Source organism: Neorhizobium galegae bv. orientalis str. HAMBI 540 (assembly GCF_000731315.1).
Lineage (GTDB): Bacteria > Pseudomonadota > Alphaproteobacteria > Rhizobiales > Rhizobiaceae > Neorhizobium > Neorhizobium galegae.
The window spans coordinates 1,222,262-1,247,592 of sequence record NZ_HG938354.1 but is presented as its reverse complement, the minus strand read 5'-3'; the positions used below and the strand labels follow the sequence as shown (position 1 = coordinate 1,247,592).

The window sequence follows — 25,331 nt, the reverse complement described above, 5'->3', positions numbered from 1 at the left end:
CATTCTCAACTCAGATGCGCTGATCCGCCACACTGCATCAGCTTGCGCTCATGGATGCCGCCCGCCATATCCACGCCGCGGGCGCATCGCCGGATACTCTCCTATCCGCTTGCCCGTCGCTCGGCACAGGGATCAAGCACGGCCTGTGTCGGGCTCCTCTGTGATCGCCACCACCCGTCCGAGCTCGTGAAGGCGGGCGATGATCTCATCCTTGAGATGGTTTCGCTCGCCGAATGCCGAGGAGACAAGCTCGATCCGGCGATAAGCTTCTCTGTCAGTCGGGTTGACCGGTTCAGCCAGGACATAGCCGATTGTCCCGATCGCCTGGATGTTGCTCCCGGCTTCGATCATGGCAGCCACGAAGGCTTCTATTTCATTTTTGGTCATGACGGCACTTGAGGCCATTTGGTGCGCGGTGCCACTGGTAGAATTGCTAGTGATGGGTCTTCGGACCTTCCGACATGTTTATCCTCCAGCTCAGTTGCCACTGATGTCAAGGTCGGCTTCCTCCGCAGCTCGCAGGAACGCAGCCCGCGCTTCCGCCACCGGTCGGCTACCACTCATGACCTCAAGGAAGATTGCGTGAGCTCGAAGAAACTCTTCCCCGGAATTCACAGGCCAAGAGGAGGTCAGAATGTCCGAGGCCTGTTCAGTGCTGCTGACTTTGCGGCGTAGGCCATTCTCGTCTTCGTAAACCACCGGTCGGCGCCAACGTTTAGGATCGAACATGCTTCAGCTCCGATACCCAGCGCCAGATAACATCCCGCATCCAGATACGTTCCCCAGCATTTCTGGCAACAGCGAGGACGCTGAGGCTAGCGCGGGTTGGTGGCCGTAAACGGAGTCGAATTGCGAACTTCTCCTGCCATCGCCGAGGGGACCTTATCTCCGTTTCAAATCGAGTTGGGTGGTTACGATCGACTCTCCAGAACTGGGATCCTTATCGACGGTCTTGATACGCAGGCCGGTTTCACCAACCTTTTGGATGATCATGGTGGCCTTGCGGTCCCCGTAGATTTCATTGGCCCACGTCACGTCGAGATTGATCGTATCGCCCTCGCGGCTACCGGCGAGCGTCGAAGGCTTGCCCGACACCCCTACATAAGTACCCGAATAGGAGTTGCCCGACGTATTGACCTTAGCTTTGAAGCCCCGTGTCACGACCACGAGGGCACGGCACGAGCCATCCATGGAAAAGCTCGATGCATCAGCCTCGGACTTCATATTGCAGGACACGCTGAGGCTGTCGCCACCCAGCTTTCGGAGCACCTTGCCGCCGCCCGTCCAGTCACCTTCGATCGATTTCAGGAAGTCTTCCTCGGTTGCCATCGCGCTGAAGGGAATAAGCGAACCTGCGATCAACACAGGGATCGAGAATATGCGCATCGTGAGCTTCCTTGTTCTTGATGCGTCACAACCGCGGTATGTCGGCAATGGTTCCGTTACCTCGATCGGCATCGAGGATGCGTTGTGCTTCGGAGTGATTCCCATCAAGAGCAGGGTTTGGCGGACGATTTTCGGGGTATGAGGGTCGGAGCCGAAATACGGATTCGATCGTCTGCTGAAATGGCGCCGCTTGTGAGCAGATCCAAAGCGTTTGACGCAATCTGCTCGAAGGGGACGCGCAGTGTCGTGAGCGGTGTCGGAAGATGACTGACGATCGGGATGTCGTTGTATCCGACGATCGAAACATCGTTGGGTACGGATATCCCGAGGCGTGACAGGCCGGAAAGAGCACCGATTGCGGTGTTGTCGTTCACGGCAAAGATCGCCGTCGGGCGATCTTCGAGGCGCATGAGATGCAGGGCCGCATCCGCTCCGGCGTCGATCCCGAAGGTCGACGGCACAATGCAATCGGGGCGGACCGAGATGGCGGCCTCTTCCAATGCCTGCCTGTAGCCTTCGACGCGACCGCGCGAGCTGGAGGCATATGAAGGACCGGCAATCACTCCGATACGACGATGACCGAGGTCCAGGAGGTGGCGCGTCGCCAGATATCCGCCCAGCCTGTCGTCGCCCACCGAAGACAGGCTCCGTCCATCGGTACGCAACGCCAGGACAAAAGGTACACCTCGGGCCGCAAGCTCGTCAGGAAAATCGTCATCCTCGCGGGCAGTCGAAAGGATCAACCCGTCGACGCCTCGTTTCAGAAGAGACTCGGCAGCGAGCCTGTCGGCCCTGGGCTTGTCATCCGTCGTTGCGACAATCGCGAAGCGGCCACTTTTGCCGCATGCTTTTGCCAGGGCTTCATAAAGCATTGCCATGACGGTATCGGTCAGCCGAGGCACGATCACGCCAACCGTCATCGTGTTGCCGCGTCGGAGGCTCGCCGCGGAGACGTCTCTGACATAACCCATGTCTTCTGCGATTTTCCGGACGCGGCGCGAAGTTTCGTTGTCGGATCGGGGAAGTCGTTCATCGAGGATGCGCGATACGGTCGATTTCGAAACGCCAGCTGCCGACGCGACATCAAGGATGGTCACCCGTGTCTGACGGCTCGCTTCTGCGGGCTTTGAATCCATTTCGCTTTTTTCCATCTGCGGCGTTCTCGCGGTCAACGCCCCAACCATGCAACAAAAAAAATGTTGACTCCAGTAAAATCGGAAACGATAGTGGGAACGTTCCCATTAACGATCCCATCGCTGATCACGAAGGCGGCCAGCGGCTATCTAGGAGGAGAAAAACCTATGCCAACGATGGATCTGAGAGGCCTGAGCCCGGCACCCGTTACCGCGTTTACCCGCGACGGAGAAGTCGATTATCCGGCCAATGCCCGTATTGCCAAATGGCTTGCCGGCATGGACGGCGTCAAGAGCCTGGTTATCCTTGGCCATGCCGGCGAAGGCACGTTCCTGACCGAGGAAGAGCGCCTGAAGCTCATCCGCACCTATGTCGAAGCCGTCGATGGTCAGGTTCCAATCATTGCTGGCATCACCGGCGAGGGCACCAAGGTTGCCGCAGAAGAAGCCATGAAGTGCAAATCTGCCGGCGCGACCGGTGCTCTTGTCTATCCGAACCACGGCTGGCTGCGTTTCGGCTTCCAGAAAGGCGCCCCGCAGGATCGCTACAAGGCAATCTGGCAGGAATCGGGCCTGCAGTGCATCCTGTTCCAGTACCCGGATGCCACCAAGGCTTCCTACGACCTGGACACCCAGCTTGCGATCGCGACCCAGGATGGCGTCGTCGCCACCAAAAACGGCGTTCGAAACATGAAGCGCTGGTACGTCGAGATTCCGGAACTCAAGAAGGCCAACTCGAACCTGCAGATCCTGAGCTGCCATGACGAATGGCTGCTGCCGACCATGTTCGATGTCGACGGCCTGCTTGTGGGCTACGGCAATATTACGCCGGAGCTGCTGATCGACCTGATCAAGGCAGGAAAGGCGCAGAACTATCCGGAAGCCCGCCGGATTTTCGAACGTCTCCTTCCCGTCACCCGTGCCGTCTACCACCGTGGTTCCCATATGGAAGGCACCGTCGCCCTCAAGCTTGGGCTTGTTCATCGTGGTGTGCTTGAGCATGCCACTATCCGGGAGCCTCTGAAGAACCTCGGCGAAAAGGCCGAAGCGGAGATCTTTGCAGCCTTTGATGCTGCCGGCATCGGCCGGGTTGAGCAGCTTCTGGCAGCCGAGTGACTGACGACGCCCCCGCCTCTCAAGCGGGGGCCTCTTACGGGGAGGGATTGCGGGCGCATCGGGGAGTGACGCGCCGCGGTCGCGCCGCCTGTCACGCTGGTGCTTGGCTAGCCGATGAGAGAGCCACACCTTCTGGATCCACAACCACACCATGCCAAAGGGTCCCGAAATTTAAGACATCCAACGCGTAGGTTCGACGCCAGGCCGGGAGAGTGGGCCAGGCAGAGGGAGGAAAATATGAATATGGAACAACGGATGGCCGCGCAGTCGCCGACGGTCGACACCCAAGCTGAAATCAGCGCCCGCCTAGAACGGCTGCCGGTGACCCGGGAGGTTTTCTGGGCTCGAAATATCGTCGGCGCAGCGACGTTCTTTGACGGCTACACCGTCATTGCCATAGCCTATGCCATGCCGGTTCTTGTTCGCGAGTGGGGTTTGACCCCGGGACAGACGGGCATGATCCTGTCGATGGGCTACCTGGGGCAGTTGATCGGCGCCATTTGCTTTGGCTGGCTTGCCGAACGGATCGGCCGTCTCAAAGTGCTGCTATTCACCATCCTGCTATTCGTCAGCATGGACGTCGCATGCCTTTTTGCGGCCGGTGCCGGCATGATGATGGCATTGCGTTTCATTCAAGGCATCGGAACCGGCGGCGAAGTTCCGGTCGCGAGTGCATATATCAACGAGTTGATCAGCTCGAAGGGGCGGGGTCGTTTCTTCCTGCTGTATGAGGTCATGTTTCTGCTCGGCCTCGTCGGCGCAGGCTTGATCGGCTATTTCATGGTCCCAGCCTATGGCTGGAAGGCGATGTTCGTCGTCGGCCTGGTCCCGGCCGTCCTCATGATCCCGCTGCGCTGGTTCCTCAATGAATCACCTCGCTGGCTCGCCGCCAACGGCCGCTATGAGGAAGCCGACCGCATCGTCACCAAGCTTGAGAACAGCGCTCGTGCCGCCGGCAAGGAACTGCCGGAGCCGAAAATCATAGCCGCCCCTGTCCGTCGTCGATCGGACTGGCGCGAACTTTTCCAGGGCATCTATCTCAAGCGCACACTGTCAATCTGGGCGATGTGGTTCTGTGCCTATATGGTCGCCAATGGGACGATCACCTGGCTTCCGACCCTCTATCGCCAGACATTCAACCTGCCGCTAGAAACCAGTATCCTATACGGGTTTATCACTTCGGTCGGTGGCGTGATCGCGGCCGTTATCTGCGCATTGCTCATCGACAAGGTCGGTCGCAAGCGCTGGTACACCGGTGCGCTTCTGATCGCGCCGATCCCGCTTGTCATCCTCGCCTGGTTGGGTGCGACGTCGGCAACACAGGTCCTGATCCTGGCCGGTCTCGCCTACGCCGTCGTCCAAACCGTAACTTTCTCGCTCTATCTCTATTCGGCGGAAATCTACCCGACCCGCCTTCGTGCCATTGGCACGGGGACAGGCAGCGCCTGGCTTCGTCTCGGATCCTCCGCGGGCCCTATCGCGGTGGGTTGGGTCATGTCGTCGATGGGCATCCAGTATGTCTTCGGCGCGTTCGCAGCGATCCTTCTCGTTGGCGCCCTGGTGACGGCCCTCTTCGCGGTCGAGACCAAGGGCCAGGTTTTGGAGGAGCTTTCGCCGTGATGTCGCCGTGATGCGCTAGCGATGAATAAGAGCAGGGATCAAAGGCTCGGCGAGGATCGCACGGGCCTTGATCTTTCACAGTTGCAGCTTCGTACGGGCTGGCCATCGTTTTACCCCCCTAGATTGCTTCGCCGTCCGACGTAAATACCGGGGCAGCGCGAGCGGCTCCCGAACCGCGAACTCGGCACGGCTTCTTGCGCGATCTCTCCGCTCGCAACATCATCCACATGTGTCGAAGCGATGAATTCGAGAGAAGGGCGATGGGTCTATACTGCCGGCCTCGTACTCGTGCGGCAGAAGCCGGGATCGGCCAAGGGCGTGATGTTCATCACCATTGAGGAGGAGACTGGGCCGGCCAACCTCGTTGTTTGGCCGACACTCTTTGAAAAACGCCGGCGGGTCGTTCTCGGGTCTTCGATGATGGCGATCAATGGTCGGACCCAGCGGGAAGGGGAGGTCGTCCATCTTGTTGCCCTGCAACTTATCAGCCGACCTTGTGGGCCTTGCCGATCGCGATGAAGAGTTCAAACTGCCGGCAGGCAGGGGTGATGAGTTTGCGCGGGGTGGCGGATCCGATCCACGGGACATACGGAAGCCGGTTATAGCCGCGCACGACATGTTCATATCTTCATGCCGAACTCGGCATAAGGTGTTTATCCCGAGCCGGAGACTATGCCGAGCCCGTTCCCTAAAGCCCGAGATTTCCGGTAAAGCCGCGTGGCAAGCTCGGCATAATACCCACCCTCCGCTGTTATAATTTAGCGGAGACAAGCATGACCACCTTGCTAGCGAAGAACGCAATTCTTTCGCAAACTATCGACGACTGGCCACATCAGGCCTGCGTGCAATCCGTCATCATCTCGATTAATTTGGTGACTCACTCTCAAATAGATAGTAACGCTTGCCTCAAGGTCCTTCCAGCCTAAATTTATGGTCGACGGTAGACGACAGTCTGGTACCTGGCCGTTGAGGAGTTCGATGATGAAATACTACCTCTGCAAATACATACCCCCCCGCACGGACTTCCTTGCGACAATGACGGTGGACGAGAAAGACTGGATGGCCCAGCACGGCGCCTATCTCGACTGGCTTCTCGGTACGGGAAAGATCATCGCGCACGGTCCGGTCATGGATCCAGCCGGTGGTTACGGCGTCTCTCTTTATCAGATCGCCGATGATGAAGAGATCGAGACACTGACGTCGAGCGACCCGATTGTGCAAAACGGGGCGGGCCACTACGAACACCATCCTATGCTTCACTTGAAGCACCGCGGCTAAGATTATAGACTACGCTATCTCCTCATCGTATTCGGTCTTGGCATCTAGCGGATCTCCGAGTCCCATGGTTCATGGCAGCTCGACAGACCATGTCGCTCAGCAGCTCTAAGCTCAGCGCGGTCGCAGCCGTCGGATTTAGGGTTCAAGCCGAATGCCCCGTCTGACTGGCGGGACGTCATCTCTTGCTCCGCCATCTCGTAAATATGCGCGGCGCAAGCACAAGAACAATTGGGGATGAAGCTTGATGCGTCCAATCGGCCTTGCCATCTCCGCACGCCGAAGCTATCGCCAAGTCATCTTCGAACGACATTCTCCGCCTGCCAGCGTGAACGGCTTCGGACACCTTCTTGAGGCGATCATGGCGGCAATGCTAAACTCTATTTTTCGGAGGGCCTCATACGTTGAGATAACGCTCGGCCAGGCGTGCCCACATGGCGGCGCCGGTCGTCAGGCTGCCATCGTTGAAGTCGTATTTCGATGAATGCAGGATCTGCGAATCTTTGCCGTTGCCAAGCCGCAGGAAGCTGCCGGGACGATGGTGAAGGAAATAGGCAAAGTCTTCGCTGCCGGGCAGAGGCGGGCAGGTCAAGACATTGTCGGTGCCAACCAGTTCCTCGGCGACCTCGCGTGCGAAGGCCGTCTCCTCCTCGGAATTTACTACAACGGGATAACCGTATTCGTATTCGATCTCGGCGGTCGCGCCGTGCCCTTCGGCAACGCTTGCCGTCAATTTGCGAATGCGCTCCTCGAGGAAAACGCGGATCGCCGGATCGAAGGAGCGCACGCTCATCGAAATCTTGGCATTATTAGGGATGACGTTCGATGCCTCTCCGGCATTAATGGTGCTTACCGTGACGACCGCCGTCTGGGTCGGATCGACATTGCGCGAGACGATCGATTGCAGCGTCATCACGAGATTGCAGGCGACAAGGACCGGATCGACGGTCAGGTGCGGACGCGAGGCATGTCCGCCCTTGCCGGTGACGGTGATCTTGACGGTGTCGCCGGCGGCCATCATTGGGCCGGCTCGGGTGAGCAGCGTGCCGGCGGGCATGCCGGGATGGTTGTGCAGACCAAAGATAGCGTCGATCGGAAAGCGTTCGAACAGGCCATCGGCGATCATCCGCTGCGCACCGCTGAATTGGCCTGCTTCTTCAGCAGGCTGGAAGATCAGCGTCACTGTGCCGTTGAAGCGCTTGGTGCGCGCCAAATATTCAGCGGCCCCGAGCAGAACCGTGGTATGGCCGTCGTGGCCGCACGCATGCATCTTGCCGGGTACGGTACTGGAGTAAGGCGCGCCTGTCTCTTCCTCGATCGGCAACGCATCCATGTCGGCGCGGATACCGATGCTCCTGGTGCCTTCGCCATTCTTGAGCGTCGCCACAACCCCATGACCGCCGACATTGCGGGTTACCGTGTAACCCCAGCTTTCGAGTTTTTCGGCTACGTATCGGGCGGTTTCGGCCTCTTCGAAAGAGAGTTCCGGATGAGCATGGAGATGCTGGCGGGTCGCCTTCAGCTCGGCTTCCATAGAGTCGAAATCGGCGATGCGGGCGTAGAGATTGTCTTGGCTAGGCATGGGATATCCAGACTTTCAGATTTTGAACAAAAGACCCCGGCCTTTCGGCCGGGGTTAGTCGGGGAGGATTTACAGGAAGCGCGACAGAAAAGCCTGTGTGCGCGTATGCTGCGGATTGCCGATCACGTCTTCCGGTTTTCCCTGTTCGACGACCACCCCTCCGTCCATGAACACCACCCGGTCGGCCGCTTCACGCGCAAAGCTGATCTCGTGGGTGACGACGATCATGGTAAGACCCTGCTTTGCCAGGTCCCGCATCGTCGCCAGCACTTCGCCGACCAGTTCCGGATCGAGCGCCGAGGTTGGCTCATCGAACAGCATCAGCTTTGGCTTGATCGCCAGCGCGCGGGCAATTGCGACGCGTTGTTGCTGGCCGCCGGAAAGCTGCCGCGGGTAGGCATTCGCCTTCTCCGACAGACCGACGCGCTCCAAAAGTCGACTGGCGCTCTCGATCGCATCCTTTCGGCTTTCACGATGGACGCCGACTGGCGCCTCGATGATGTTCTGCAGCACGGTCATGTGCGGGTAGAGGTTGAACTGCTGGAACACCATGCCGATCTTTCGACGCTGCCTTGCAATGCCGTTGGGCGACAGCCTTTCCAGCCGGTCGTTCTTGACGCGGTAACCGATCTGCTCGCCATCCACCTCGATATATCCCTTCTGGATATCTTCGAGGTGATTGATACAGCGCAGGAAGGTGGATTTGCCCGAGCCGGACGGCCCCAGAACGGCCACGACTTCCCCCGGCATAATGTCGAGGTCGATGCCCTTCAACACTTCGAGCCGGTCGAAGGACTTGTGGACATTACGAGCCTGGACGAGGGGCTTGGTGGTATCGACGATGGTCAATGGCTTGCCTCCTCTGTGACGGCTGCTGGCTTGGGCGTGGCGCCATTGCGGCGGTCGCTGCGACCATAATAGGCTTCGATATAGCCCTGACCGATATTCAGCACCGAGGTGATGAGCAGGTACCAGAGGACCGCGACCAGCAGCATCGGGATGATCTCGAAGGTGCGGTTATAGATCGATTGCACCGAATAAAGCAGATCGGCCATGGCGATGACGCTGACGATCGAGGTCGCCTTGATCATGCTGATCAACTGATTGCCGGTCGGCGGCACAATCGAACGCATCGCCTGCGGAATAATGATCCGCCGCAGGGCTCGCGCCTTGGTCATGCCGAAGGCTTCCGCCGTTTCGGTCTGACCGCGGTCAACTGACAGAAGGCCGCCGCGGATGACTTCTGCCATATAAGCAGCCTCGTTGAGTGCGAGGCCAACGATCGCCGCGGTCATCGGCGTGATCACAGAATTGGTATCCCAGCTAATAAGCGTCGGACCGAAGGGAAGTGAAATCGAAATCGCCGGAAACAGCGTCGACATGTTGTACCAGAAGATCAGCTGGACGAGCAGCGGCGTGCCGCGGAAGAACCAGATGAACAGCGAGGCGAACGAACTCGCCAGCTTGTCGGACGACATGCGGGCAATAGCGATCACCAGGCCGAGCGCGACACCGAGGATCATGGCGATCACGGTGAGGCCAAGGCTGACGTAAAGACCGCTCAAAACCGTCGGATCGAAGAAATACTGGGCAACAACCGGCCAGCCGAAGTTTTCATTGGCGGCAACGATCCAGCCGAAGTCGATGACGACCAGCGCAATCACGATCCGGAGGGCAAGAGGGCCAGCCCTGAAAGGCGTGTGAGCCGTCGCCACATCGCGGAAGTCCGCGGCGCCCGAAGGCGCTGCGTTGTTGTTGGTGGTGCTCATTTGGGAAGTTGCCCGCCAAGGTTGAGGCCAGGCTGCTTGATCATGTTGTTCTCGATGCCCCATTTCTTCATGATCGCGGCATAGGTGCCATTGTCCATGAGCACCTTGATGGCATCGACGAACAGCGGGCCGAGCGGTGAGCCCTTCGGCACGACGGCGCCCTGGAAGATGTCTTCAAAGCCGTTCTTCTGGCCGACGCCGGTCAGTTCCAGCTGGCCGTTCGCCTGGGAGACGAAATAGGTCAGCGGCGCCTGTGAGGAGAAGAAGGCATCGGCGCGCTTGGAACGGACGGCCAGGATCGATGCCGGCTGGTCGGTATAGGACTGGACCTCCACCGGTTCCTTGCCATCAGCCTTGCACTTGTCCGACTGTGCCTTGATCACCCGTTCGGCGGATCCGCCGGCCATGACCGAGATGCGCTGGCCGCAGGAGGTGTCCAGCGAGCCAATGCCCTTGGGATTGCCCTTGAGAGTGGCGAAGACGACGAATTCCTGCACCCAATCGACGAAGTCGCTTGCTGCTTCGCGATCCTTGTAGTCGCCGATCGGGCCGAAGGCGAACTGGTAACGACCCGCGTTAACGCCGGCCAGCAGGGCCGGCAGACCACCGACAGTCGCATGCTCGATCTTGACGCCGAGAACCTGTCCGAGCGCATCGGTCAGGTCGGCACTGGCGCCTGTCATATCGGTGCCGGTGACGATTTCGTAGGGAGGGAACGAACCGTTGTTGACGGAGATCATCTTGCCGGCGGGCTTGATGTCTTCCGGCAGGCGATCGTGGAGCGCCTTGTTGACGTCCAGCTTGATGGATGCGTCCTGCGCCCTGGCGACGCCCGCAAGTGCTACGCTGACGAGAGCGAGAGCGATGAGTTTCTTATGCGACATGTTCATTCCCCTTTTTTACAAAGCGACGTTTCTTGAGAGATTAAGGTTACGACTGCCGGTCAGATCCGGCTGCCATCCGTATCGAATGCGAAAAGCTCTTCCGGCGTCATGTGGCGCTTCATGATGCCCTGCGCGTGCAATTCACCGGCAAAATCGTCGATCATCTTGCGGTTGGCGGCAAATCCGCTGGCATCCCAGCCTTTGGGCAGTTCGCGCGAAGTTTTCAGGACCTCGTCGAACATCCATGGCGTGGTTTCGGCATATTTGCGACGCTTGGTGGTCCACATGCGCTGCGACTCGTCGATCAGTCTGCTGACTTCGGCAATTACCCATGGGTTCTCGGCAACGATATCAGCCTTGATGCCGATCAGGTGCATGCCCGGAACGTATCCCACATCGTCGAAATACCGGCGCTCTTCTGCGCGGAAATCGGTCAGCACCTGACGGAACGGTGAGCCAGGCTCGAAATAGCCATCGGGCATGAAGGGCGTGAAGATCGCATCCAGTTCGCCTTCGCGCAAAAGGTCGACCATCGGGCGTTCGCCGGGGCAGGCTTCGATCAGGCCGGGCTGGCCAAAGCCGTCGAGGCGATCGGTGACTGGGTGGGCCTCTGTCAGGCGGCCAGCATACCACGTCGCATCCTTGATCTCGACGCCTTCGCGGCGGATAGCTGCACGCGTCCACGTGTTGCCGCTGTCGCGCCATCCGGTGACGCCGATGCGTTTGCCGGCCAGCTGGCCGAGCGTTGTCAGATCGCTGTCGCGAGTGGTCATGATGCAGCGATGGCGGAAGCCGCGCATGATGAAGTTGGGAATGCCAACGACGCTGTCATCGCCGTCGTGGCGAAGCTGGGTATAGCGGCTGAACGAAATCTCGGCAGCCTCGTGGTCGGGGCTCTTGCCGAGATGGGACACAAGCGTTCCGATCCGCTCCACCCGTAAGTCGAGCTTGTCGGAAGCGACATCGCCGAGGATCAGCGGGGTCATGTAGTCCCAGTCACGCAGTGCAATTCGAAGGCCCAGTGTCATTCTACATACTCATGTCAGAAAGTGCTTACGAAGGGAGATTAAAATGTTCACATCGTAATGATCAAATGTTATTACGTTATTGAACATTTAAACTGGTGAGAAAATGAGCGACGCCTACGATTCGATCTGGTTTGCCGAAAAATTAAGCGATCGAACAATTCGCGGAATTGCGTTGGAAACCAGTGCCTTGATCAGGGCAGGGGCGCTTCCCGTAGGCGCCAAGCTGCCTCCGATCCGTGATCTCGCTTTTTCGCTCGGTGTCAGCCCGGCGACGATTTCGGAAGCTTGGAGCGAGCTTAGACGGCAAAAGATCATTACAGGAAGGGGCCGTAACGGCACCTGGGTCAGCGGTGACCGCTTCATCGCAAAGCCAGAGCGTCTTGCGAGTTCCGGCCACTACGGTGCAGATGTGCTCGACCTGACGATGGCCGTTCCGGACCCAAGGCTGCTGCCGACTTTGGAGAAGGCGCTGGCATACGGGGCTTCCGCAGAGAACCTCAACAGCTATGAGCGCAGCCGTATTCTGCCGGAACTGGAGGCCGAAGTACGCAAGACATGGCCCTATGACCCGGAAGCGATGCTTGCGACCAACGGCGGTTATAATGCAGTGTATACCGCCATTCATGCGCTGGTGACGCCCGGCGCGCCTGTCGCCATCGAAGAACCGACGGCGATGCGGCTCCTCGATATTCTTGAGCATCAGGGTGCACGTATACTACCTGTGAAATGTGACGAGTACGGCCCGCTGCCCTCATCGCTCCAGGATGCGATGCGCTACAAACCGGTCGTTTTCCTGTTTCAGCCGCGGCTGCATTCGGTGACCGGCCGGACAGTGACGCGGCAACGTCTGGGCGAACTGACTGAAGTACTACGTGACAGCGACACCCTCATAATTGAGGATGATGGCATGTCCGATATTTCGGGGGTTGAGCGTCATTCGCTTGGCACGCAGTTTCCCGATAGGGTCATTCACATTACCTCGTTTTCCAAGACGCTCGGCCCCGATCTTCGTTTGGCGGTATTGTCAGGCACAGCGGCAATCGTTGAACAGATCCAGTCTTATCGTAGTTTTAGTGCTGCCTGGACCAGCCGCGTTCTTCAAGCCGCCGGCGCATGGTTGTTGCGCCAACCGGAAACTTGGGAAGGCATCGCATCTGCCCGGGCTATCTATAAAAAACGACGCGATATGCTCGCTAGCGCTCTGCGCGTGCGCGGCCTAACCATCGAAGATGGAGACGGGTTATCTTTGTGGGTGCCGGTGGTCTCTGAGCCCTTTGCAATGGTTACGCTCGCTGCCCGGAACATTGCGGTCAACTCGGGAAGCAAATTCTGCATTGTTCACAGCAATAACATTCGGGTGGCAACGTCGATGTTGGATGAGCGCTCCGAGGATGTAGCTGACGCGATTGCACTCGCCCACATTATGTAGCTGCACATGCTATGCGTTGACAGCTCTGGTGCATGCGGTGTCACAATGTTCCATTGCCGCCGCGAACGCGGTGTTTGTTGATGACGTAGGTACGCGCGGTCGTCACAGCGTTCCAGTGCGCCTTTGCGCGGATATCATGGCTTTTGGCATTTTCCGCCGGTGATGGCACCAAAGGCGCGCGGCTTCATGACTGGGCTTACTGCGAACGCGCCGACCTCGATGTCGACGAATATGACGAGACGAAATCGGGGCTTTGGACCCGTGGCCTCCTGATCCGGCGTAAATATCAGCGATGGCGATCTCGCGTTCTTCTGTAATGCTAGTCCGCGCACGTGCTGAGGATTGGTATCATCAACTTCACATGATCATCGATCCGCTCAAGAACTTTTGCCGGAACGACCTCACGCTCCGGCAGCGACCACCAAAGCTCGTTGACACGTTCAACGGTATCGACCACCGCTTTGAGCACCGCCGCTTCCGGCAAGCGTGCACGATTGGCGAAGACTTTCCATCGCTGTGCATCCATCGCCTTGAAGGAACGCTCGCCGGCGAGCGACAGCGCCATGGCATCTGCCGGGATGTAGGGAATGGTCGAGAGCACATCATAAATAGGAGCGAGCGCGGGTTTGTCGCCCGCACCAGGATAGATCAGAGACCAATTCTTGAGATGTATGTCGCCATTCCCGGTGATGGCGGCCAACGCCAGTCGACGGACAAATTCAATCGACGCCGCCGACGATACGGCGATGCCGAGAGCAGCCGCAATATCGTGATAGGCTGCTCCTTCGTACTTGCGCGAAGGATAGATTCCAAACACCTGAGCAAAATCCTCGATGTGGATCCGCTCGCCGCCGGTGCCGCGATCAAAGCGTTTGACGAGCAGGACTTTACCGTCCGATAGCGTCTTGAATTCCTCCGGGATCCCTTCGAATTCCGATTGCTCGACAAGCTCACGTTCCGGCACGTCCATGCCGATCGCTTCGGCCAAAGCGAGATTGGCATATTCGTTTTCCGAGACCCCGGGAAACGACGTCAACGGAAACTTGGCAATATAAGACCCCTGCTCATCTCCCAGCGGCAGTGTCAGGCCGCCACTCTTGCCGGTGTTCTTGATGACGGAAAGCTTCATCTGCACGCCAGCGAGCGAAAACCGGGCCCTCGATTTGAGAGGTGATGGATCGTCAACGCGAGCAACCGTTCCTTCGCTTGGCACAACGCGGACGGCACCCGGCAGATCCGACCCGAGTGCAACCAGCAGATCAAAGTCGTTTCCGGCGCGAACACTGCCGGCATGGTGCTTTTCCATCGCCTCGCGCAGTTTGTCTTCAGGAAGAAGATTGGCAAAGAATGCCGGCAAGGCTCTGGCAACAGGTTTGGGATCCTTGCGCAGACCCCCGGTTGCCGCGCGGAAAGACAAGCTCAAAACAGGGAAGCCGCCCGTCGCGCGATAGCTCTCCTCAAAGCTGAACGCGTTGAAATCGCCGGGCGTCCGCACAAGCGTGCCAACCTTCAGGTCATTCAGCAGCACTTCAAGTGACGATATGGGTCTTGGATTGAGAGGAGCCTCAGGCATTGGCATTGCCGTCGGCGCTGACCGCGAACGCAGGAAGGTCGTCTTCAGCACCATCGGGCTGCAGCAGGGCATCAACCGCCGGGACCATGGCCTGCGGGATGAGCATTAGTTCGAGACCGAGCGCTCGCGAAATGTTGATCAAGGTCGTTGTGCGAGCAGCGGCACTTCCAGCCTCGATCTCGCGATAGCGAGGACGTGATATGCCTGCCAAGTCGGCAACCTGCTCTTGAGTGAGTCCCAAGTTTTTACGTGCCGTCTTCAACAGCCGGCCGACCGCAAGCAAAGCCCCTGACTCAGCAATCATTTGATCTCTAAACCTATCGTCGCGTATTAAATGTTACGTTTACATATCTCTGTTCCTTAAAAAAGTCAAGGTAATTGATCTATTTGCAGATCATATTATGGATTATGATCTGTTTAAATGCCTTCTAGAAGAATTTACGCGCACTGCGGGATCGAGCGTGACCGTCAAATTATAATTCCGATACATGCTTTGTTAAAGCCTGCCTCCTATTCCCGCTCGCCCTCGGCACTGGTGCCTGAGAGAAATGGAATGAGCATGCCCAAACAGGATATTTCATCACGTCTTTTTCAAAGAAAGATCTCGGAATTCTGCGAGGTGCGCATCGCGCCGATCGCACCGAAAGGGGTGCTGGAAAATATCCGCCCCTATCTCATCAACCTGATCATTTACCGGAAGCCGCCACCGATCCTGAATGGCCGCCTTGACTGGACGACGATCGGACAGGCCTGCATGACGCGATCCCTCTCCTGCTCGACCATGAAGGGGCCTGAACTCTATCCGAGAAACCATTCGGCGATAGCGCCTCTATCGGCTCGCCCGATCGGGGTAATTCAGGCTGATCTTCCGCCAGACCTAGCGATAGGATGCGATTGAAATCTGCAGCCGATATCGATGATCGAACTGGAGCTGCGGCCCGCACGTTGGCCCATGCTTATGCTTCAGCCTTTGGTTCAGGGGATTGATGCTGCAATCACGGACAGCGCCCTCCTCTTCTCCATATAGAGAACACCACGATATGCCGACCCGCTCATCCAATCATATCCTCGGTCCTTAGCGAGGTGGAGCAAAAGGACGAACATCGACACAGGCGGGCAGCGGGAGATCCATCATGTCGAACCTGCCCATTTCCCGCCTCGTGTGTCTGTCGCGTCAGACCTGCGCCATGCCGCCATCGACGACTAGTTCCGCACCGGTTGTGAAACTGCTCTCGTCGCTGGCAAGGAACAGGACCGCAGCGGCGACCTCGTCTGGCCGGCCCATGCGCCCCAGAGGAATCATGCTGGAAAGCGCGTCCCGAACGTCTTTCGAGGCTCCCGCCATCATCGCAGTATCGGTCGGACCGGGGCTGACGACGTTGACACGGATGCCCTTCGGAGCGAGTTCGTTGGCCCATGTGCGCGTGAACGAGCGGACCGCCGCCTTGGTGGCACCGTAGACCCCATACCCTTTGGTGCCGATGTCCCCTGCGATGGAGCCGATCAACACGATCGTTCCGCCAGGTTGCATGAGGTTAGTAGCACCTTGTGCCGCGAAGACGAGCGAGCGGACGTTAAGCCCGAATGTCCGGTCGAAATGATCCTCGGAAATCTCTTCAAGCGGGGCGTATTCGGAAAGGCCTGCGTTGACGACGAGGACGTCTATGCGCCCCTGTTCCAACTTTATCTGCTCGAACACGCGGTTCAGATCGGCGGTGTTGCTCACATCTGCCTGCAGAGGCCTAATGCTCCCGTCGCCTATTGCTTCAGGTACGCCATCCGTGCCCTTGCGGCTGGTCGCATAGACCTGCGCCCCCTCCTGCGCGAACCGTTGTGAAACGGCGCCGCCGATGCCGCCGTGACCGCCAACAACGAGGGCAATCTTGCTTGCTAATCTGGTCATGTAAACTCCATCAAAAGTGACAGATGGAAGATATACGCCCTATACCTACGGTCAATTACGCACTATAAGTAAAGAAGATATCGAGGAGTATACCTATGTCCGCCATGATTGAAGACATGCCCGTCAAAGTCAGCCCGCCCCGTCGTCCCAAGCCCGTTTCCGTCGAGGCGTTGATAGACGTGCAAAAGGCACGGCCGGTGCTTGAGCAGATCGCCAACAAGTGGTCGGTCCTGATCCTGACCGTCCTGTGCACCAGGCCGTCACGCTTCAACGAGATCATGCGGCGCCTCGACGGTATTACGCACAAGGCGCTTGCCGATGCCTTGAAACGCCTCGAGCGCAATGGGCTCATTCGCCGTGAAGTACTGACGACGACAACGCCTGTCGGCGTCGAATATACCATCACCCCGCTCGGCCACTCCCTTAGGCAGCCATTCGAGGCGCTCTACGAATGGTCCATGAACTACGGACCGGAGCTCGAACGCGCGCAGGAGGAATACGACCGCGTTCGGGATTAGGTGCGTCAGTCTTCCGAAAGGTTTATCGCTCCGGCGATATTCTGACCACCAGCTTACCGAAATTGCGACCCTCCAAAAGACCGATGAATGCGGCGGGAGCGTTCTGAAGGGCATCGACGATATCCTCACGCCATTTCAACGTACCGTCGGCGATCCAGCCGGCGGCCGCCTTCAAGAAGTTCGGCTGCTGCGCGATAAATTCCACGTTCATGAAGCCGCGGACCGTGATGCTCTTTTGCTGGATGTCCCGCATGGTAACCGGTAGTCTGTCGACCGAAAGCTTTGCCGTTGCGCAGGCCGGCGTAGGCGGTAAAGCCTGTCATGCCGAGCACGCCCAACCCGGTGGAGATCGGAGCGACGGCCGGGTCGATGGCGCGCAGATCGCTTCCATCGGAAACGGCATGGCTTTGCCAGCCCGAATAGGCGACAACGATATCGCCTTCCTTCCAGTCCGGGTGACGTGACTGTTTGATCTTGGCCACGGTGGCGCCAACCATCACACCACCGATCGCGATCGGCTCGGCGTAAGATTCAGCTCCAGGGAGCCGATGATCGCGGGTCAGGCCGTTGAGGTTTCAATCTGGCCGCGCTTCAGAAACACCTGCGACCGTCGGCTTAAGGTATACTGCCTATATCTACGGTCAATACGCAATTATCGTAAAGCAGGTATCGGCACGTATATCGATGATAGACGAGATATAGCGCTGCTTTGAAGCTAATAGGTCCCGCCCCTCGCGGATAGTTCCAGTTTGGGAAGGCCGTCTGAAACGACAAAACGCAGTGGGCGTATTTGAGAGCAGGAAGCGCGGTGATGTCATGTCTGGATGGCATTGTCATCAATAGATCGGCTCAAGCGAACAACATCAGGGCCAGCGGTCGTATCGTGCCGCACAAAAAGGCCGGAGACATGACTGCAACCGCCCGCAAAGCTTAATCATCATCCAAAATCACATTGCCAAGCGGGCGATATAATCATCTTTTTCCCGGCAGAGATTGGCAAGTCAATTGAACATGACAAAAGTCAGCTACTCATGCGTGCTTTGAAAATGGCAGGCCGCAGATGAGCCGGATTTCGGACCCATGTTCGACACGAGGCCCTCCGCAGAAAATTGGAGGGCTCTCCGGTCTTCGCGTTCAGATTTCCTTGATCAACTGTTCTGCAATGCGAACGCTGAGCGCAGCACCCGTCAGGGTCGGGTTCATACAGGAAGCGGACGGCATGACGCTGGTGCCGGCAATGAACATGTTCGGGTGATCGTGCGTGCGGCAGTCGCGGTCGACAACGGAATCTTTCGGGTCGTTGCCCATGCGGGTGGTGCCCATCACGTGCTGGCGGTTTTGCCATTTGACGTCCGTGGACAACACCTCGGCTTCCAGCAAATCGGCGATCTTGTGCAGATCCTGCAGGCCGCGATCGCGACCGGCATTCCAGTAGTCGGTGACGCTGTAATAGAGAACGGGAACCGGGACACCGAGCGCGTCGAATTTGGTTTTCGACGGTGTGACGCGGTTTTCCGGCAGCGGCAGCGGTTCAAAATCGATCGCCCAGTTGAGCGAGCGGGCCGAATATTTGCGAATCTCCTCGTCTAGCTTCGAGCCGAGGATGCCCTTCTTGATGAAACCTTCGGTCATTTGCGCTGTCGGAACGGTGTTGCGCACCTTGATCTTGTAACTTGGATAATCTTTGCGGAATTCGCCGTCGCGCTGGTTGAGGTAGACGAGAAGTTCGGTTGGACCCTGGCCCGGCCACATGTCTTCCTTGGTCAGCATGTTCATGCTGATGCCGGTGTGGTCCATGAGGTTGCGGCCAACCTGATCCGAGGAATTTGCGATGCCATTCGGGTATTTCTCGGATGTCGAGATCAGCAAAAGCTTGGCGGATTCGATGCCGTAGGCGGCGAGCACGAAATACTTCGCCGTGAGGCGATGCTCGGAGCCATCAGGCTTCTTGTACCACACGGCAGTGATCTTGCCGTCGTCGCCAGCTTGGATCTTGTAGACCGGTGAGTTGTCGAGAAGCAGTGCGCCATGACGTTCGGCCTCGTCGATATGCATCGATCCGTCATATTTGGCGCCGATCGGACAGACCGGGTTGCAGTTGTTGTTGCCGGCACAGACCGGGCGGTTGCCATAGGGGCGCGAAGCGCGTCCATGCGGCTCGAGAACCGGGTTGAAGCCACCAACGAGGAGCTTCTTCGACAATGTGTCGAACATGTAGGTGCTGTTCAACTGCTTCATCGGGAAAGACATCGAACGTGGTGGCATCGGACCGCCGCCCCGACCGCTTTCGTCCTGGCCATCGGTTCCGGTCACGCCCAGTTCAAGCTCGGCCTTGTTGTAGTAGTCCTCGAGATCGTCGTAGCCAATCGGCCAGTCGCGGCCACGACCGTAAAGCGTCTGGATCTTGAAGTCGTTGGGGATCATGCGCCACAGCGCCGAACCGAAATGCCAGGTCGTTCCGCCGACGACTCTGAGATAGGAGGTGTTGTATTTCACCGGTCCTTCATACTGCAGATAGTCGCCATAGGTGGATGGCGCCCAGGGCATGCTCGGGAATGGCGAACCCGCGCCCTGCAGCTTGGCATTTGCCAGCGACAGTTTTACCGGCGCGTTGCGGTAGGTTTCGACGATCTCGCGGCGGTCGACACGAGGGCCGGCCTCCAGCACGATAACCTTCTTGCCGGCTTTTGCCAGATTTGCGGCGACAATGCCGCCCATGACGCCTGAGCCGATAACGATCAGGTCCGCATCGTAGGATGTGTTGGCCATGTCTCTATTCCTGTCAGATCTTGCTGCCGGGCTTCGGTCCCCAGGCGTTTGGGCCGGGACCGTAGGACGGAACGGTAAGGAGGCCCTTGGTCGGGCGATACATCAGCGACTCTGCATAGGTGATCAGCTCGGCATCTTCCGGTTCGCCGACAACGCCGAGATACCAGGCCGATACGATCTTGGTGGCTGTTTTGGTGAGCGCCGGATCCGTGCCGGTCAGCGCCAGAAAGCCGTCCATATTTGCAACGCCGGACTGCTTGATGAGCTGCGACAGGGCCGCGAGGCTGGCGTCGAGATCGGCATCGCGCTTTTTCAGGGCTGCCAGGAAACGTGCGCCGAGAACCGGATCGAGCGTGTAGCCGGTCAGAAACTCCGACAGTTGCGTGAACGATGCCACGGCGTCGTCCGCTGCCGCAGCAGACAGAGGCGCGCCGAGGCTGGCGGCGAGCGCCAGGCCGCCCAAGGCGGCCGTCCCACGCAGCAAGCTGCGGCGGGAGAGCGTTTGGCCAAACATGGCCGGGGAAGATGGATCAAAGGGCATCAGGATCTCCGATGGAGCATGAAATGCGAAAAGGTGAAGGGGTGGCCGAGCGCTTGAGGCTCAGCCAAGCACCGGACGCGGGCGGCGACGCAGGACCAGCCAGGTGATCAGGGCGATGACGATCACCGCAATCGCGATGCCTGCAGGCAGTGCAAACGGTGCCAGCTTGACGATGAGAGGTTTTTCACCGCCGTCACGAATGCGCGCGACGTCTGCCGGTGTCACCTTGATCGCCGGATTGCCGTAGTTGGCCAGCACGTAGTTGCTGACATCGGCAATGTCCTTGTCGGAGAGACGATCCGTGTAGGACGCGTCCGCCCCGAAGGCGGGCATGAAGGCAACGGTTTCTCCCACCGTGCGGTGCAGACCGAACAGGATCGTGGCGACAAGATTGTCAAGGCGATCTCCGCCGGTCGCCGTGTTGTGGAATAGGGACGGATAATGGTCGTTGCCCTGGCCTTCCGCCTGGTGACAGGCAGCACAGCTACCGCTGAATATGTGAAAGCCGTTTTCATCCGGAGCCTGGCCCGGCAGACCGCGTAGCGAGGCTTCGACCACGGTGGATGGCGCGCCGAAAGCGTCGCGAGAGGTGCCGGTCGCTGAAGCCACACCCGGAACGTCGCGTAAATAGGTGACGATGGCTTTGATGTCTTCGTCGGGAAGATGCTGCAGGCTGTTTTCGATAGCTTCCGCCATGGGGCCTGCAGCCTGAGCCTTGCCCGCAACCAGACCGGTCTTGAGATATTGCGTCAGCTCGGCATCGGACCAGCCGCCAACGCCTGATACCGTCGACGCGGTAATGTCGGGTGCGTACCACGGACCGATGGAGCCGCCGGAGAGCGCCTTGCTGGCGTCTTCCGCCATGAACATGTTGCGCGGAGTGTGGCAGGTGCTGCAATGTTCCAGCGCCTCGGAGAGATAAGCGCCACGGTTCCATTCCGCCGACTTGGCAGGGTTGGGCTGGAAGCGATCCTTGTCGAGGAAAAGCAGGTTCCAGCCAGCCATCGACGCACGGATGGAGAACGGAAACGGCAGTTCCGTTTTCTGGGGCTTGTGGTCATCTGCTTTGACGCCCTGCATGAAGTAGGCGTGGAGCGCCTTCATGTCTTCGTCGGTGATCTTTGCGTAGGCCGTGTAGGGCATGGCCGGGTAGAGGTGGCTGCCATCCTTCGCGATGCCATCGCGCACAGCGCGAGAAAATTCCTCTTCGCTGTAGTTGCCGATACCGGCTTCCTTGGATGGTGTGATGTTCGTTGAGAAAATTTTCCCGAGCGGCGTGTCGATGCCGTATCCGCCGGCAAAGGGTGCGCCGCCTTGCGGTGCGGTGTGACAGGCAGCACAGTCGGCTGCTGTGGCAAGATAACGTCCGCGAGAGATGGGATCAGACGCGTCATCTGCGAAGGCGGGACAGCTTGTCGCGACCAGAGCACCAAGACAGAGCGCGAGAGAACCGAGGGGACCACGCGCGGCTTTGAGGGTGGGAGGAAGCTTAAACATGAGTGGCTTTCATCAATCATGAATGCAAAACTCCAGATCCAGAACGCCTCCCACGCCCTGACCTGACACGTATCGCCGCAGCCCACACAGCCAAACCTGAAAAATCCTACTCCATCCAAGGTAATATTGAATAAAAATGACGTGTCATGTCACTCTTCACGAAAGGAATGAGGCGTGTCGATGTGTCGCGGGCGCAACTTGATGTCCCTCATAGCGTCGCCACGGATGACTTGGGTAGTCAGTTTGTTGTACAAACAGATTTCACCAAAAGTGAAGGTTTCTCTGTTGAATTTCGATTTTACTGACCTCAAGATTTTCCTGTCTGCGGTAGAAGGCGGAAGCCTCACGGCGGCTGCGGCAAAGAACAACATCGTTGTTGCGGCGGTCAGCGCACGGCTGAGAAAGCTGGAAGAAAATTTCGGCCTTTTGCTGTTTGAACGCACCGGTCGCGGCATCAAGCCCACTCTCGCAGGAGACCTGTTGTGCCGGCATGCGCGCAAGTTGCTGGATGACGCGAGAAAGCTGGAAGTCGAGCTCGATGCATTTTCACAGGGGCGCGGCGGCACCATCCGTTTTCTTTCGAATACGAACATGCTTTCCGAGCACATGCCGCAGCTTATCGGGACGTTTCTGCGTGATCATCCCGATGTCTTCGTTTCGGTGAAAGACAAGCCAAGTCTGGAAGTGGTCAATCTTTTGAGGGCAGGTGAAGCCGACATGGGAATTGTGGCATCGTCTGCCGACATGACGGGTCTGGAAAGGTGGCGGTTTGTACCTGACAGGCTCGTGGCGATTGTTCCGCGTGACTTCCCTCTGGGCGGACCGCTTGCCTATTCAAGCATTCTCGATCATCCCCTCGTCGTCCTCGACGAAAAGGTGGCGCTGTCGCAATTCTTACGACGCCTGGCGAATGAACTCGGCAGGCGGCCCACCATTCGCATGCGGGTGGAGAGTTTTGAGGCGCTGTGCCGCGTCGTCGAATGCGGTACGGGAGTTGGTATTGTCCCTGAAACTGCGGCTCTCCGTTACGGCCGGACCATGGATTTCCGGACGCTGTCGATTTGCGAAACGTGGTCTGAGCGCGAGCTTTACCTCTGCGTGCGAAACCGGGAGCAATTACCGCCATACGGAAAGGCGCTCCTGGCAAACCTTCTGGACTATGTTGAGACGGTTCGCCAGCCGGACAATGGCTCCACGTGACCTGTTGGCGGTTTCGACGCGTCAGGAGACGATAAAATCTTCTTCCGGGCTATACCCGGTAACACGGCGGACCTCAGCGACGATCTTGTCGGCGAGGTAACGCGCGGTCGGTGACAAGACGCGGTTCTTCAAGCGGATAAGAGACATGGCGCGACGAATATGAGGATCTGTCAATGTCATGACTCGGGCCGTGGTGGTGGGGTGCTTCGCCAGCCTTGTGCCAGGTTGTACCGCGATGCCCAACCCGGCTTCCGCCATAGCGATGATCGTCTCGGCGTGGATGAACTGATACCGGTTTGGCGATTCCACCCCGACGTCATTCAGGACCTTGTCAACAATCCTGCGCATGGCAGTTTGTGGCGCGGGAAGAAGTATCGGAAACCCGGCGATCTCCCGCCACGTAACCGTATCCTTGGACGGATTTAAGAAACGTGGATGCACCACGGCATGAAGTGGTTCAACGAGAATCGGGATGAACTCGAATGCCTGATCCGTTCCATGGGGACCGATCGCGAAATCGACCTCTTGCATACGCAAAGCGGCGTAAAGATCGGTTGAGGTCAGTTCACGAATCGTGACCGCAACCTCGGGAAACTGGCTAACGAACTCTGTCAGGATCGACGGTAGGTGAACCGAGGCGACGTGGGAAGAACTGGCCAGTGACAATTGGCCCCGCTTTAGATCCGCAGCTTCGCGAATTTCCCGCAGGCCATGTTGTATTTCGAAATGAGCCTTGCGTAGGCTTTCCTGCAGCTTTGCACCTTCCTCCGTCAGTTTGACGCTGCGCGTTGTGCGCTCGAACAGCTTCACTTGAAGCTGTTCCTCGAGTTGGCGGATTTGGATGCTGATGGCCGAGTGAGCGCGACTGAGCTTTTCGCCGGCCATACGAAAGCTGCCCTCGCTGGCGACGACGAGAAAGGTCTGCAGTAGCCGAAGATTGATGTCGTTGATGATGTCCATTGAAACCTGCATTGGTAAATCAAAGAGACCAATCGGTATCATTATTGTACTTGCCTAACCAGCAATGAGAGGTCCAAACTTTGCCTTGTCGCGATCGGGAAGGGGTTGTCGGCATCGGCGGGAGGGCCGAGATTTCAATTGGGAGGAACGACCTTGAACACACATGACCCCCGCAAGGGTATAAACCGTCGCACGCTTCTGGGCTGCGGCGCGGCGATGATTTCGGCGCAACCGCTACTGTCCGGTTTTGCCCGGGCAAACGCCTATCCAAGCGAAACCATCAATTATATCGTCGCTTTCGGCGTCGGCGGCGGCAGCGATATCGTTGCCCGCACAATGGCCAAGGTCATCAACGAGAAAAACCTCATCCCGGTAAAGATGCTGGTCGAAAACCGGCCGGGAGGCTCGGGTGCAGTCGGCTATTCCTACATCAGCTCCCGCAAAGGAAACCCGTATTATCTGGGCGGCGTCGGCGTCAGCTTCTTCACCACGCCGCTGCTTGGCAAGATTTCGCTGAGCTACAAGGACTTCACCCCGCTGGCAGCGATCGCACGCTCGCCGTACATTCTCGCGGTTCTGGCCGGTTCCGAGATCAAAACGATCGACGACCTCAAGGAGGCGAAGGGACTGACCATCGGTTCCGCCGGCGCGGTGTCCGACCCTGCACTGCTGTCGCATCTGGTGAACAAGCAGCTCGGGGCGACGATCAAGGTCGTTCCCTATGACGGTGAAGGCGAGGTCATGGCGGCCGTTCTCGGCAAGCATCTCGACCTTGTGTTCGGCAATCCAAACGAAATTCTCGAACAGGTCAATGCCGGCAAGATGCGTGCGCTCGCGGTCACTTCCGCCGAGCGAATGGCATCGCTTCCGGATGTGCCAAGCTTCAAGGAACTGGGACACGAGATTGTCCATACCCAGCTTCGCGGCATCATCATGCCCAAGGACGTGCCGGCTGAGGCCGTTTCCTACTGGGAAGGTGTGATGAAGACCGTTGCCGACAGCCCGGAATGGCGCAGCCAGTATGTCGATCGCTTCAACGAAATACCGTTGTTCCTCAACAGCAAGGAATTCGGCGAGGAGATCGTCGCGACATCGCAACGATACGAGACCCTGATGCGTGAACTCGGCCTGATCAAATGAGATAGGCG

Annotated in this window: 25 protein-coding genes and 3 pseudogenes; 10 read left to right on the top strand and 18 right to left on the bottom strand. The window is 58.2% G+C overall.

Annotated features, from left to right (window positions below):
• Nucleotides 1-132: 132 nt before the first annotated feature.
• From RG540_RS28490 to RG540_RS28475, 4 genes are all read right to left on the bottom strand, one after another.
• Nucleotides 133-387, bottom strand: coding sequence for a hypothetical protein (locus RG540_RS28490; protein WP_157884707.1), 255 nt, complete (start codon nucleotides 385-387; stop codon nucleotides 133-135).
• 90 nt (nucleotides 388-477) lie between these two features.
• Entirely contained in the window at nucleotides 478-729 is a 252-nt protein-coding gene (locus RG540_RS33675) for a DUF982 domain-containing protein (RefSeq protein WP_051909877.1), read from the bottom strand.
• A gap of 153 nt (nucleotides 730-882) precedes the next feature.
• Complete coding sequence (locus tag RG540_RS28480; RefSeq protein ID WP_041365521.1) at nucleotides 883-1,386, bottom strand: hypothetical protein; 504 nt, start codon at nucleotides 1,384-1,386, stop codon at nucleotides 883-885.
• Between the two features lie 104 nt (nucleotides 1,387-1,490).
• Nucleotides 1,491-2,522, bottom strand: a complete 1,032-nt coding sequence (locus RG540_RS28475) for a LacI family DNA-binding transcriptional regulator (RefSeq protein ID WP_041366520.1) — start codon at nucleotides 2,520-2,522, stop codon at nucleotides 1,491-1,493.
• A 165-nt stretch (nucleotides 2,523-2,687) separates the two neighbouring features.
• On the opposite strand from RG540_RS28475, the gene RG540_RS28470 reads away from it, so the two are divergent.
• The 4 genes and pseudogenes from RG540_RS28470 (at nucleotide 2,688) to RG540_RS28460 (ending at nucleotide 6,533) form a co-directional block, all read left to right on the top strand.
• Nucleotides 2,688-3,635: a dihydrodipicolinate synthase family protein gene (locus RG540_RS28470; RefSeq protein WP_041365520.1), complete on the top strand. Its 948-nt coding sequence runs from the start codon at nucleotides 2,688-2,690 to the stop codon at nucleotides 3,633-3,635.
• Nucleotides 3,636-3,872: 237 nt separating this feature from the next.
• On the top strand, nucleotides 3,873-5,255 hold the full coding sequence (locus RG540_RS28465) for an MFS transporter (RefSeq protein ID WP_041365518.1): 1,383 nt from the start codon (nucleotides 3,873-3,875) through the stop codon (nucleotides 5,253-5,255).
• Between the two features lie 197 nt (nucleotides 5,256-5,452).
• Nucleotides 5,453-6,012, top strand: a pseudogene (locus RG540_RS33335) (hypothetical protein); the annotation flags it as partial.
• Nucleotides 6,013-6,236: 224 nt separating this feature from the next.
• The gene (locus tag RG540_RS28460) at nucleotides 6,237-6,533 is read left to right on the top strand and encodes a YciI family protein (RefSeq protein ID WP_041366519.1); all 297 of its coding nucleotides are present in this window, start codon (nucleotides 6,237-6,239) and stop codon (nucleotides 6,531-6,533) included.
• Between the two features lie 394 nt (nucleotides 6,534-6,927).
• On the opposite strand, the gene RG540_RS28455 is transcribed toward RG540_RS28460, so the two are convergent.
• The 5 genes from RG540_RS28455 to RG540_RS28435 form a co-directional block, all read right to left on the bottom strand.
• Nucleotides 6,928-8,112 carry a M20 aminoacylase family protein gene (locus RG540_RS28455; protein ID WP_041365515.1) on the bottom strand — a complete coding sequence of 395 codons (1,185 nt, stop codon included), beginning with the start codon at nucleotides 8,110-8,112 and terminating at the stop codon, nucleotides 6,928-6,930.
• A gap of 69 nt (nucleotides 8,113-8,181) precedes the next feature.
• On the bottom strand, nucleotides 8,182-8,961 hold the full coding sequence (locus RG540_RS28450) for an amino acid ABC transporter ATP-binding protein (RefSeq protein WP_041365513.1): 780 nt from the start codon (nucleotides 8,959-8,961) through the stop codon (nucleotides 8,182-8,184).
• Nucleotides 8,958-9,881 (bottom strand): amino acid ABC transporter permease, encoded by a 924-nt coding sequence (locus RG540_RS28445; protein WP_041365511.1) that lies wholly within the window; start codon nucleotides 9,879-9,881, stop codon nucleotides 8,958-8,960. The genes RG540_RS28450 and RG540_RS28445 overlap by 4 nt, the downstream gene beginning before the upstream one ends.
• Nucleotides 9,878-10,765 carry an ABC transporter substrate-binding protein gene (locus tag RG540_RS28440; protein WP_041366517.1) on the bottom strand — a complete coding sequence of 296 codons (888 nt, stop codon included), beginning with the start codon at nucleotides 10,763-10,765 and terminating at the stop codon, nucleotides 9,878-9,880. The genes RG540_RS28445 and RG540_RS28440 overlap by 4 nt, the downstream gene beginning before the upstream one ends.
• 59 nt (nucleotides 10,766-10,824) lie before the next feature.
• The gene (locus tag RG540_RS28435) at nucleotides 10,825-11,793 is read right to left on the bottom strand and encodes a substrate-binding domain-containing protein (protein ID WP_041365509.1); all 969 of its coding nucleotides are present in this window, start codon (nucleotides 11,791-11,793) and stop codon (nucleotides 10,825-10,827) included.
• Nucleotides 11,794-11,896: 103 nt separating this feature from the next.
• Between RG540_RS28435 and RG540_RS28430 the strand changes: the two genes are divergently transcribed.
• A complete protein-coding gene (locus RG540_RS28430) occupies nucleotides 11,897-13,222 on the top strand; it encodes an aminotransferase-like domain-containing protein (RefSeq protein ID WP_041365507.1) in 1,326 nt (441 codons plus the stop codon).
• A gap of 152 nt (nucleotides 13,223-13,374) precedes the next feature.
• Nucleotides 13,375-13,549 (top strand): annotated as a pseudogene (locus RG540_RS32645) (IS701 family transposase); the annotation flags it as partial.
• On the opposite strand, the gene RG540_RS28425 reads toward RG540_RS32645, so the two are convergent.
• Nucleotides 13,542-14,795, bottom strand: a complete 1,254-nt coding sequence (locus RG540_RS28425) for a type II toxin-antitoxin system HipA family toxin (RefSeq protein ID WP_041365505.1) — start codon at nucleotides 14,793-14,795, stop codon at nucleotides 13,542-13,544. The pseudogene RG540_RS32645 and the gene RG540_RS28425 overlap by 8 nt on opposite strands.
• Complete coding sequence (locus RG540_RS28420; protein WP_041365503.1) at nucleotides 14,788-15,099, bottom strand: helix-turn-helix domain-containing protein; 312 nt, start codon at nucleotides 15,097-15,099, stop codon at nucleotides 14,788-14,790. The genes RG540_RS28425 and RG540_RS28420 overlap by 8 nt, the downstream gene beginning before the upstream one ends.
• Before the next feature lie 255 nt (nucleotides 15,100-15,354).
• Between RG540_RS28420 and RG540_RS32640 the strand changes: the two are divergent.
• A pseudogene (locus RG540_RS32640) lies at nucleotides 15,355-15,549 on the top strand (hypothetical protein); the annotation flags it as partial.
• A 420-nt stretch (nucleotides 15,550-15,969) separates the two neighbouring features.
• On the opposite strand, the gene RG540_RS28410 reads toward RG540_RS32640, so the two are convergent.
• Nucleotides 15,970-16,698 carry an SDR family NAD(P)-dependent oxidoreductase gene (locus tag RG540_RS28410; protein WP_041365499.1) on the bottom strand — a complete coding sequence of 243 codons (729 nt, stop codon included), beginning with the start codon at nucleotides 16,696-16,698 and terminating at the stop codon, nucleotides 15,970-15,972.
• A gap of 116 nt (nucleotides 16,699-16,814) precedes the next feature.
• Between RG540_RS28410 and RG540_RS28405 the strand changes: the two genes are divergently transcribed.
• Nucleotides 16,815-17,216: a winged helix-turn-helix transcriptional regulator gene (locus tag RG540_RS28405; protein WP_046601199.1), complete on the top strand. Its 402-nt coding sequence runs from the start codon at nucleotides 16,815-16,817 to the stop codon at nucleotides 17,214-17,216.
• A 22-nt stretch (nucleotides 17,217-17,238) separates the two neighbouring features.
• Here RG540_RS28405 and RG540_RS33560 read toward each other — a convergent pair whose 3' ends face one another.
• From RG540_RS33560 to RG540_RS28380, 5 genes are all read right to left on the bottom strand, one after another.
• Nucleotides 17,239-17,427 carry a hypothetical protein gene (locus RG540_RS33560; protein ID WP_255761274.1) on the bottom strand — a complete coding sequence of 63 codons (189 nt, stop codon included), beginning with the start codon at nucleotides 17,425-17,427 and terminating at the stop codon, nucleotides 17,239-17,241.
• Nucleotides 17,342-17,713, bottom strand: a complete 372-nt coding sequence (locus RG540_RS32065; protein ID WP_255761275.1) for a hypothetical protein — start codon at nucleotides 17,711-17,713, stop codon at nucleotides 17,342-17,344. Before RG540_RS32065 ends, RG540_RS33560 begins: the two co-directional genes overlap by 86 nt.
• 637 nt (nucleotides 17,714-18,350) lie before the next feature.
• Nucleotides 18,351-19,985 carry a GMC family oxidoreductase gene (locus tag RG540_RS28390; RefSeq protein ID WP_041365492.1) on the bottom strand — a complete coding sequence of 545 codons (1,635 nt, stop codon included), beginning with the start codon at nucleotides 19,983-19,985 and terminating at the stop codon, nucleotides 18,351-18,353.
• A gap of 13 nt (nucleotides 19,986-19,998) precedes the next feature.
• Nucleotides 19,999-20,526 carry a sugar dehydrogenase complex small subunit gene (locus RG540_RS28385; protein WP_051909875.1) on the bottom strand — a complete coding sequence of 176 codons (528 nt, stop codon included), beginning with the start codon at nucleotides 20,524-20,526 and terminating at the stop codon, nucleotides 19,999-20,001.
• Between the two features lie 60 nt (nucleotides 20,527-20,586).
• Entirely contained in the window at nucleotides 20,587-22,023 is a 1,437-nt protein-coding gene (locus RG540_RS28380) for a c-type cytochrome (protein WP_080725110.1), read from the bottom strand.
• Nucleotides 22,024-22,269: 246 nt separating this feature from the next.
• On the opposite strand from RG540_RS28380, the gene RG540_RS28375 reads away from it, so the two are divergent.
• On the top strand, nucleotides 22,270-23,223 hold the full coding sequence (locus tag RG540_RS28375) for a LysR family transcriptional regulator (RefSeq protein ID WP_162182830.1): 954 nt from the start codon (nucleotides 22,270-22,272) through the stop codon (nucleotides 23,221-23,223).
• A 21-nt stretch (nucleotides 23,224-23,244) separates the two neighbouring features.
• Here the strand turns inward: RG540_RS28375 and RG540_RS28370 are convergent, their stop codons facing one another.
• Nucleotides 23,245-24,183 (bottom strand): LysR family transcriptional regulator, encoded by a 939-nt coding sequence (locus RG540_RS28370; protein WP_162182829.1) that lies wholly within the window; start codon nucleotides 24,181-24,183, stop codon nucleotides 23,245-23,247.
• 153 nt (nucleotides 24,184-24,336) lie between these two features.
• Here RG540_RS28370 and RG540_RS28365 point away from each other — a divergent pair, with 153 nt between their 5' ends.
• Entirely contained in the window at nucleotides 24,337-25,323 is a 987-nt protein-coding gene (locus RG540_RS28365) for a Bug family tripartite tricarboxylate transporter substrate binding protein (RefSeq protein ID WP_244446724.1), read from the top strand.
• The last annotated feature ends 8 nt before the right edge of the window (nucleotides 25,324-25,331 follow it).

Bases quoted from the DNA above. Each gene is read 5' to 3' on its own strand.
- RG540_RS28490 (WP_157884707.1), bottom strand. From the start codon at position 387: ATGACCAAAAATGAAATAGAAGCCTTCGTGGCTGCCATGATCGAAGCC.
- RG540_RS33675 (WP_051909877.1), bottom strand. From the start codon at position 729: ATGTTCGATCCTAAACGTTGGCGCCGACCGGTGGTTTACGAAGACGAG.
- RG540_RS28480 (WP_041365521.1), bottom strand. From the start codon at position 1,386: ATGCGCATATTCTCGATCCCTGTGTTGATCGCAGGTTCGCTTATTCCC.
- RG540_RS28475 (WP_041366520.1), bottom strand. From the start codon at position 2,522: ATGGATTCAAAGCCCGCAGAAGCGAGCCGTCAGACACGGGTGACCATC.
- RG540_RS28470 (WP_041365520.1), top strand. From the start codon at position 2,688: ATGCCAACGATGGATCTGAGAGGCCTGAGCCCGGCACCCGTTACCGCG.
- RG540_RS28465 (WP_041365518.1), top strand. From the start codon at position 3,873: ATGAATATGGAACAACGGATGGCCGCGCAGTCGCCGACGGTCGACACC.
- RG540_RS28460 (WP_041366519.1), top strand. From the start codon at position 6,237: ATGAAATACTACCTCTGCAAATACATACCCCCCCGCACGGACTTCCTT.
- RG540_RS28455 (WP_041365515.1), bottom strand. From the start codon at position 8,112: ATGCCTAGCCAAGACAATCTCTACGCCCGCATCGCCGATTTCGACTCT.
- RG540_RS28445 (WP_041365511.1), bottom strand. From the start codon at position 9,881: ATGAGCACCACCAACAACAACGCAGCGCCTTCGGGCGCCGCGGACTTC.
- RG540_RS28440 (WP_041366517.1), bottom strand. From the start codon at position 10,765: ATGTCGCATAAGAAACTCATCGCTCTCGCTCTCGTCAGCGTAGCACTT.
- RG540_RS28435 (WP_041365509.1), bottom strand. From the start codon at position 11,793: ATGACACTGGGCCTTCGAATTGCACTGCGTGACTGGGACTACATGACC.
- RG540_RS28430 (WP_041365507.1), top strand. From the start codon at position 11,897: ATGAGCGACGCCTACGATTCGATCTGGTTTGCCGAAAAATTAAGCGAT.
- RG540_RS28425 (WP_041365505.1), bottom strand. From the start codon at position 14,795: ATGCCTGAGGCTCCTCTCAATCCAAGACCCATATCGTCACTTGAAGTG.
- RG540_RS28420 (WP_041365503.1), bottom strand. From the start codon at position 15,099: ATGATTGCTGAGTCAGGGGCTTTGCTTGCGGTCGGCCGGCTGTTGAAG.
- RG540_RS28410 (WP_041365499.1), bottom strand. From the start codon at position 16,698: ATGACCAGATTAGCAAGCAAGATTGCCCTCGTTGTTGGCGGTCACGGC.
- RG540_RS28405 (WP_046601199.1), top strand. From the start codon at position 16,815: ATGCCCGTCAAAGTCAGCCCGCCCCGTCGTCCCAAGCCCGTTTCCGTC.
- RG540_RS33560 (WP_255761274.1), bottom strand. From the start codon at position 17,427: ATGAACGTGGAATTTATCGCGCAGCAGCCGAACTTCTTGAAGGCGGCC.
- RG540_RS32065 (WP_255761275.1), bottom strand. From the start codon at position 17,713: ATGGTTGGCGCCACCGTGGCCAAGATCAAACAGTCACGTCACCCGGAC.
- RG540_RS28390 (WP_041365492.1), bottom strand. From the start codon at position 19,985: ATGGCCAACACATCCTACGATGCGGACCTGATCGTTATCGGCTCAGGC.
- RG540_RS28385 (WP_051909875.1), bottom strand. From the start codon at position 20,526: ATGCCCTTTGATCCATCTTCCCCGGCCATGTTTGGCCAAACGCTCTCC.
- RG540_RS28380 (WP_080725110.1), bottom strand. From the start codon at position 22,023: ATGTTTAAGCTTCCTCCCACCCTCAAAGCCGCGCGTGGTCCCCTCGGT.
- RG540_RS28370 (WP_162182829.1), bottom strand. From the start codon at position 24,183: ATGGACATCATCAACGACATCAATCTTCGGCTACTGCAGACCTTTCTC.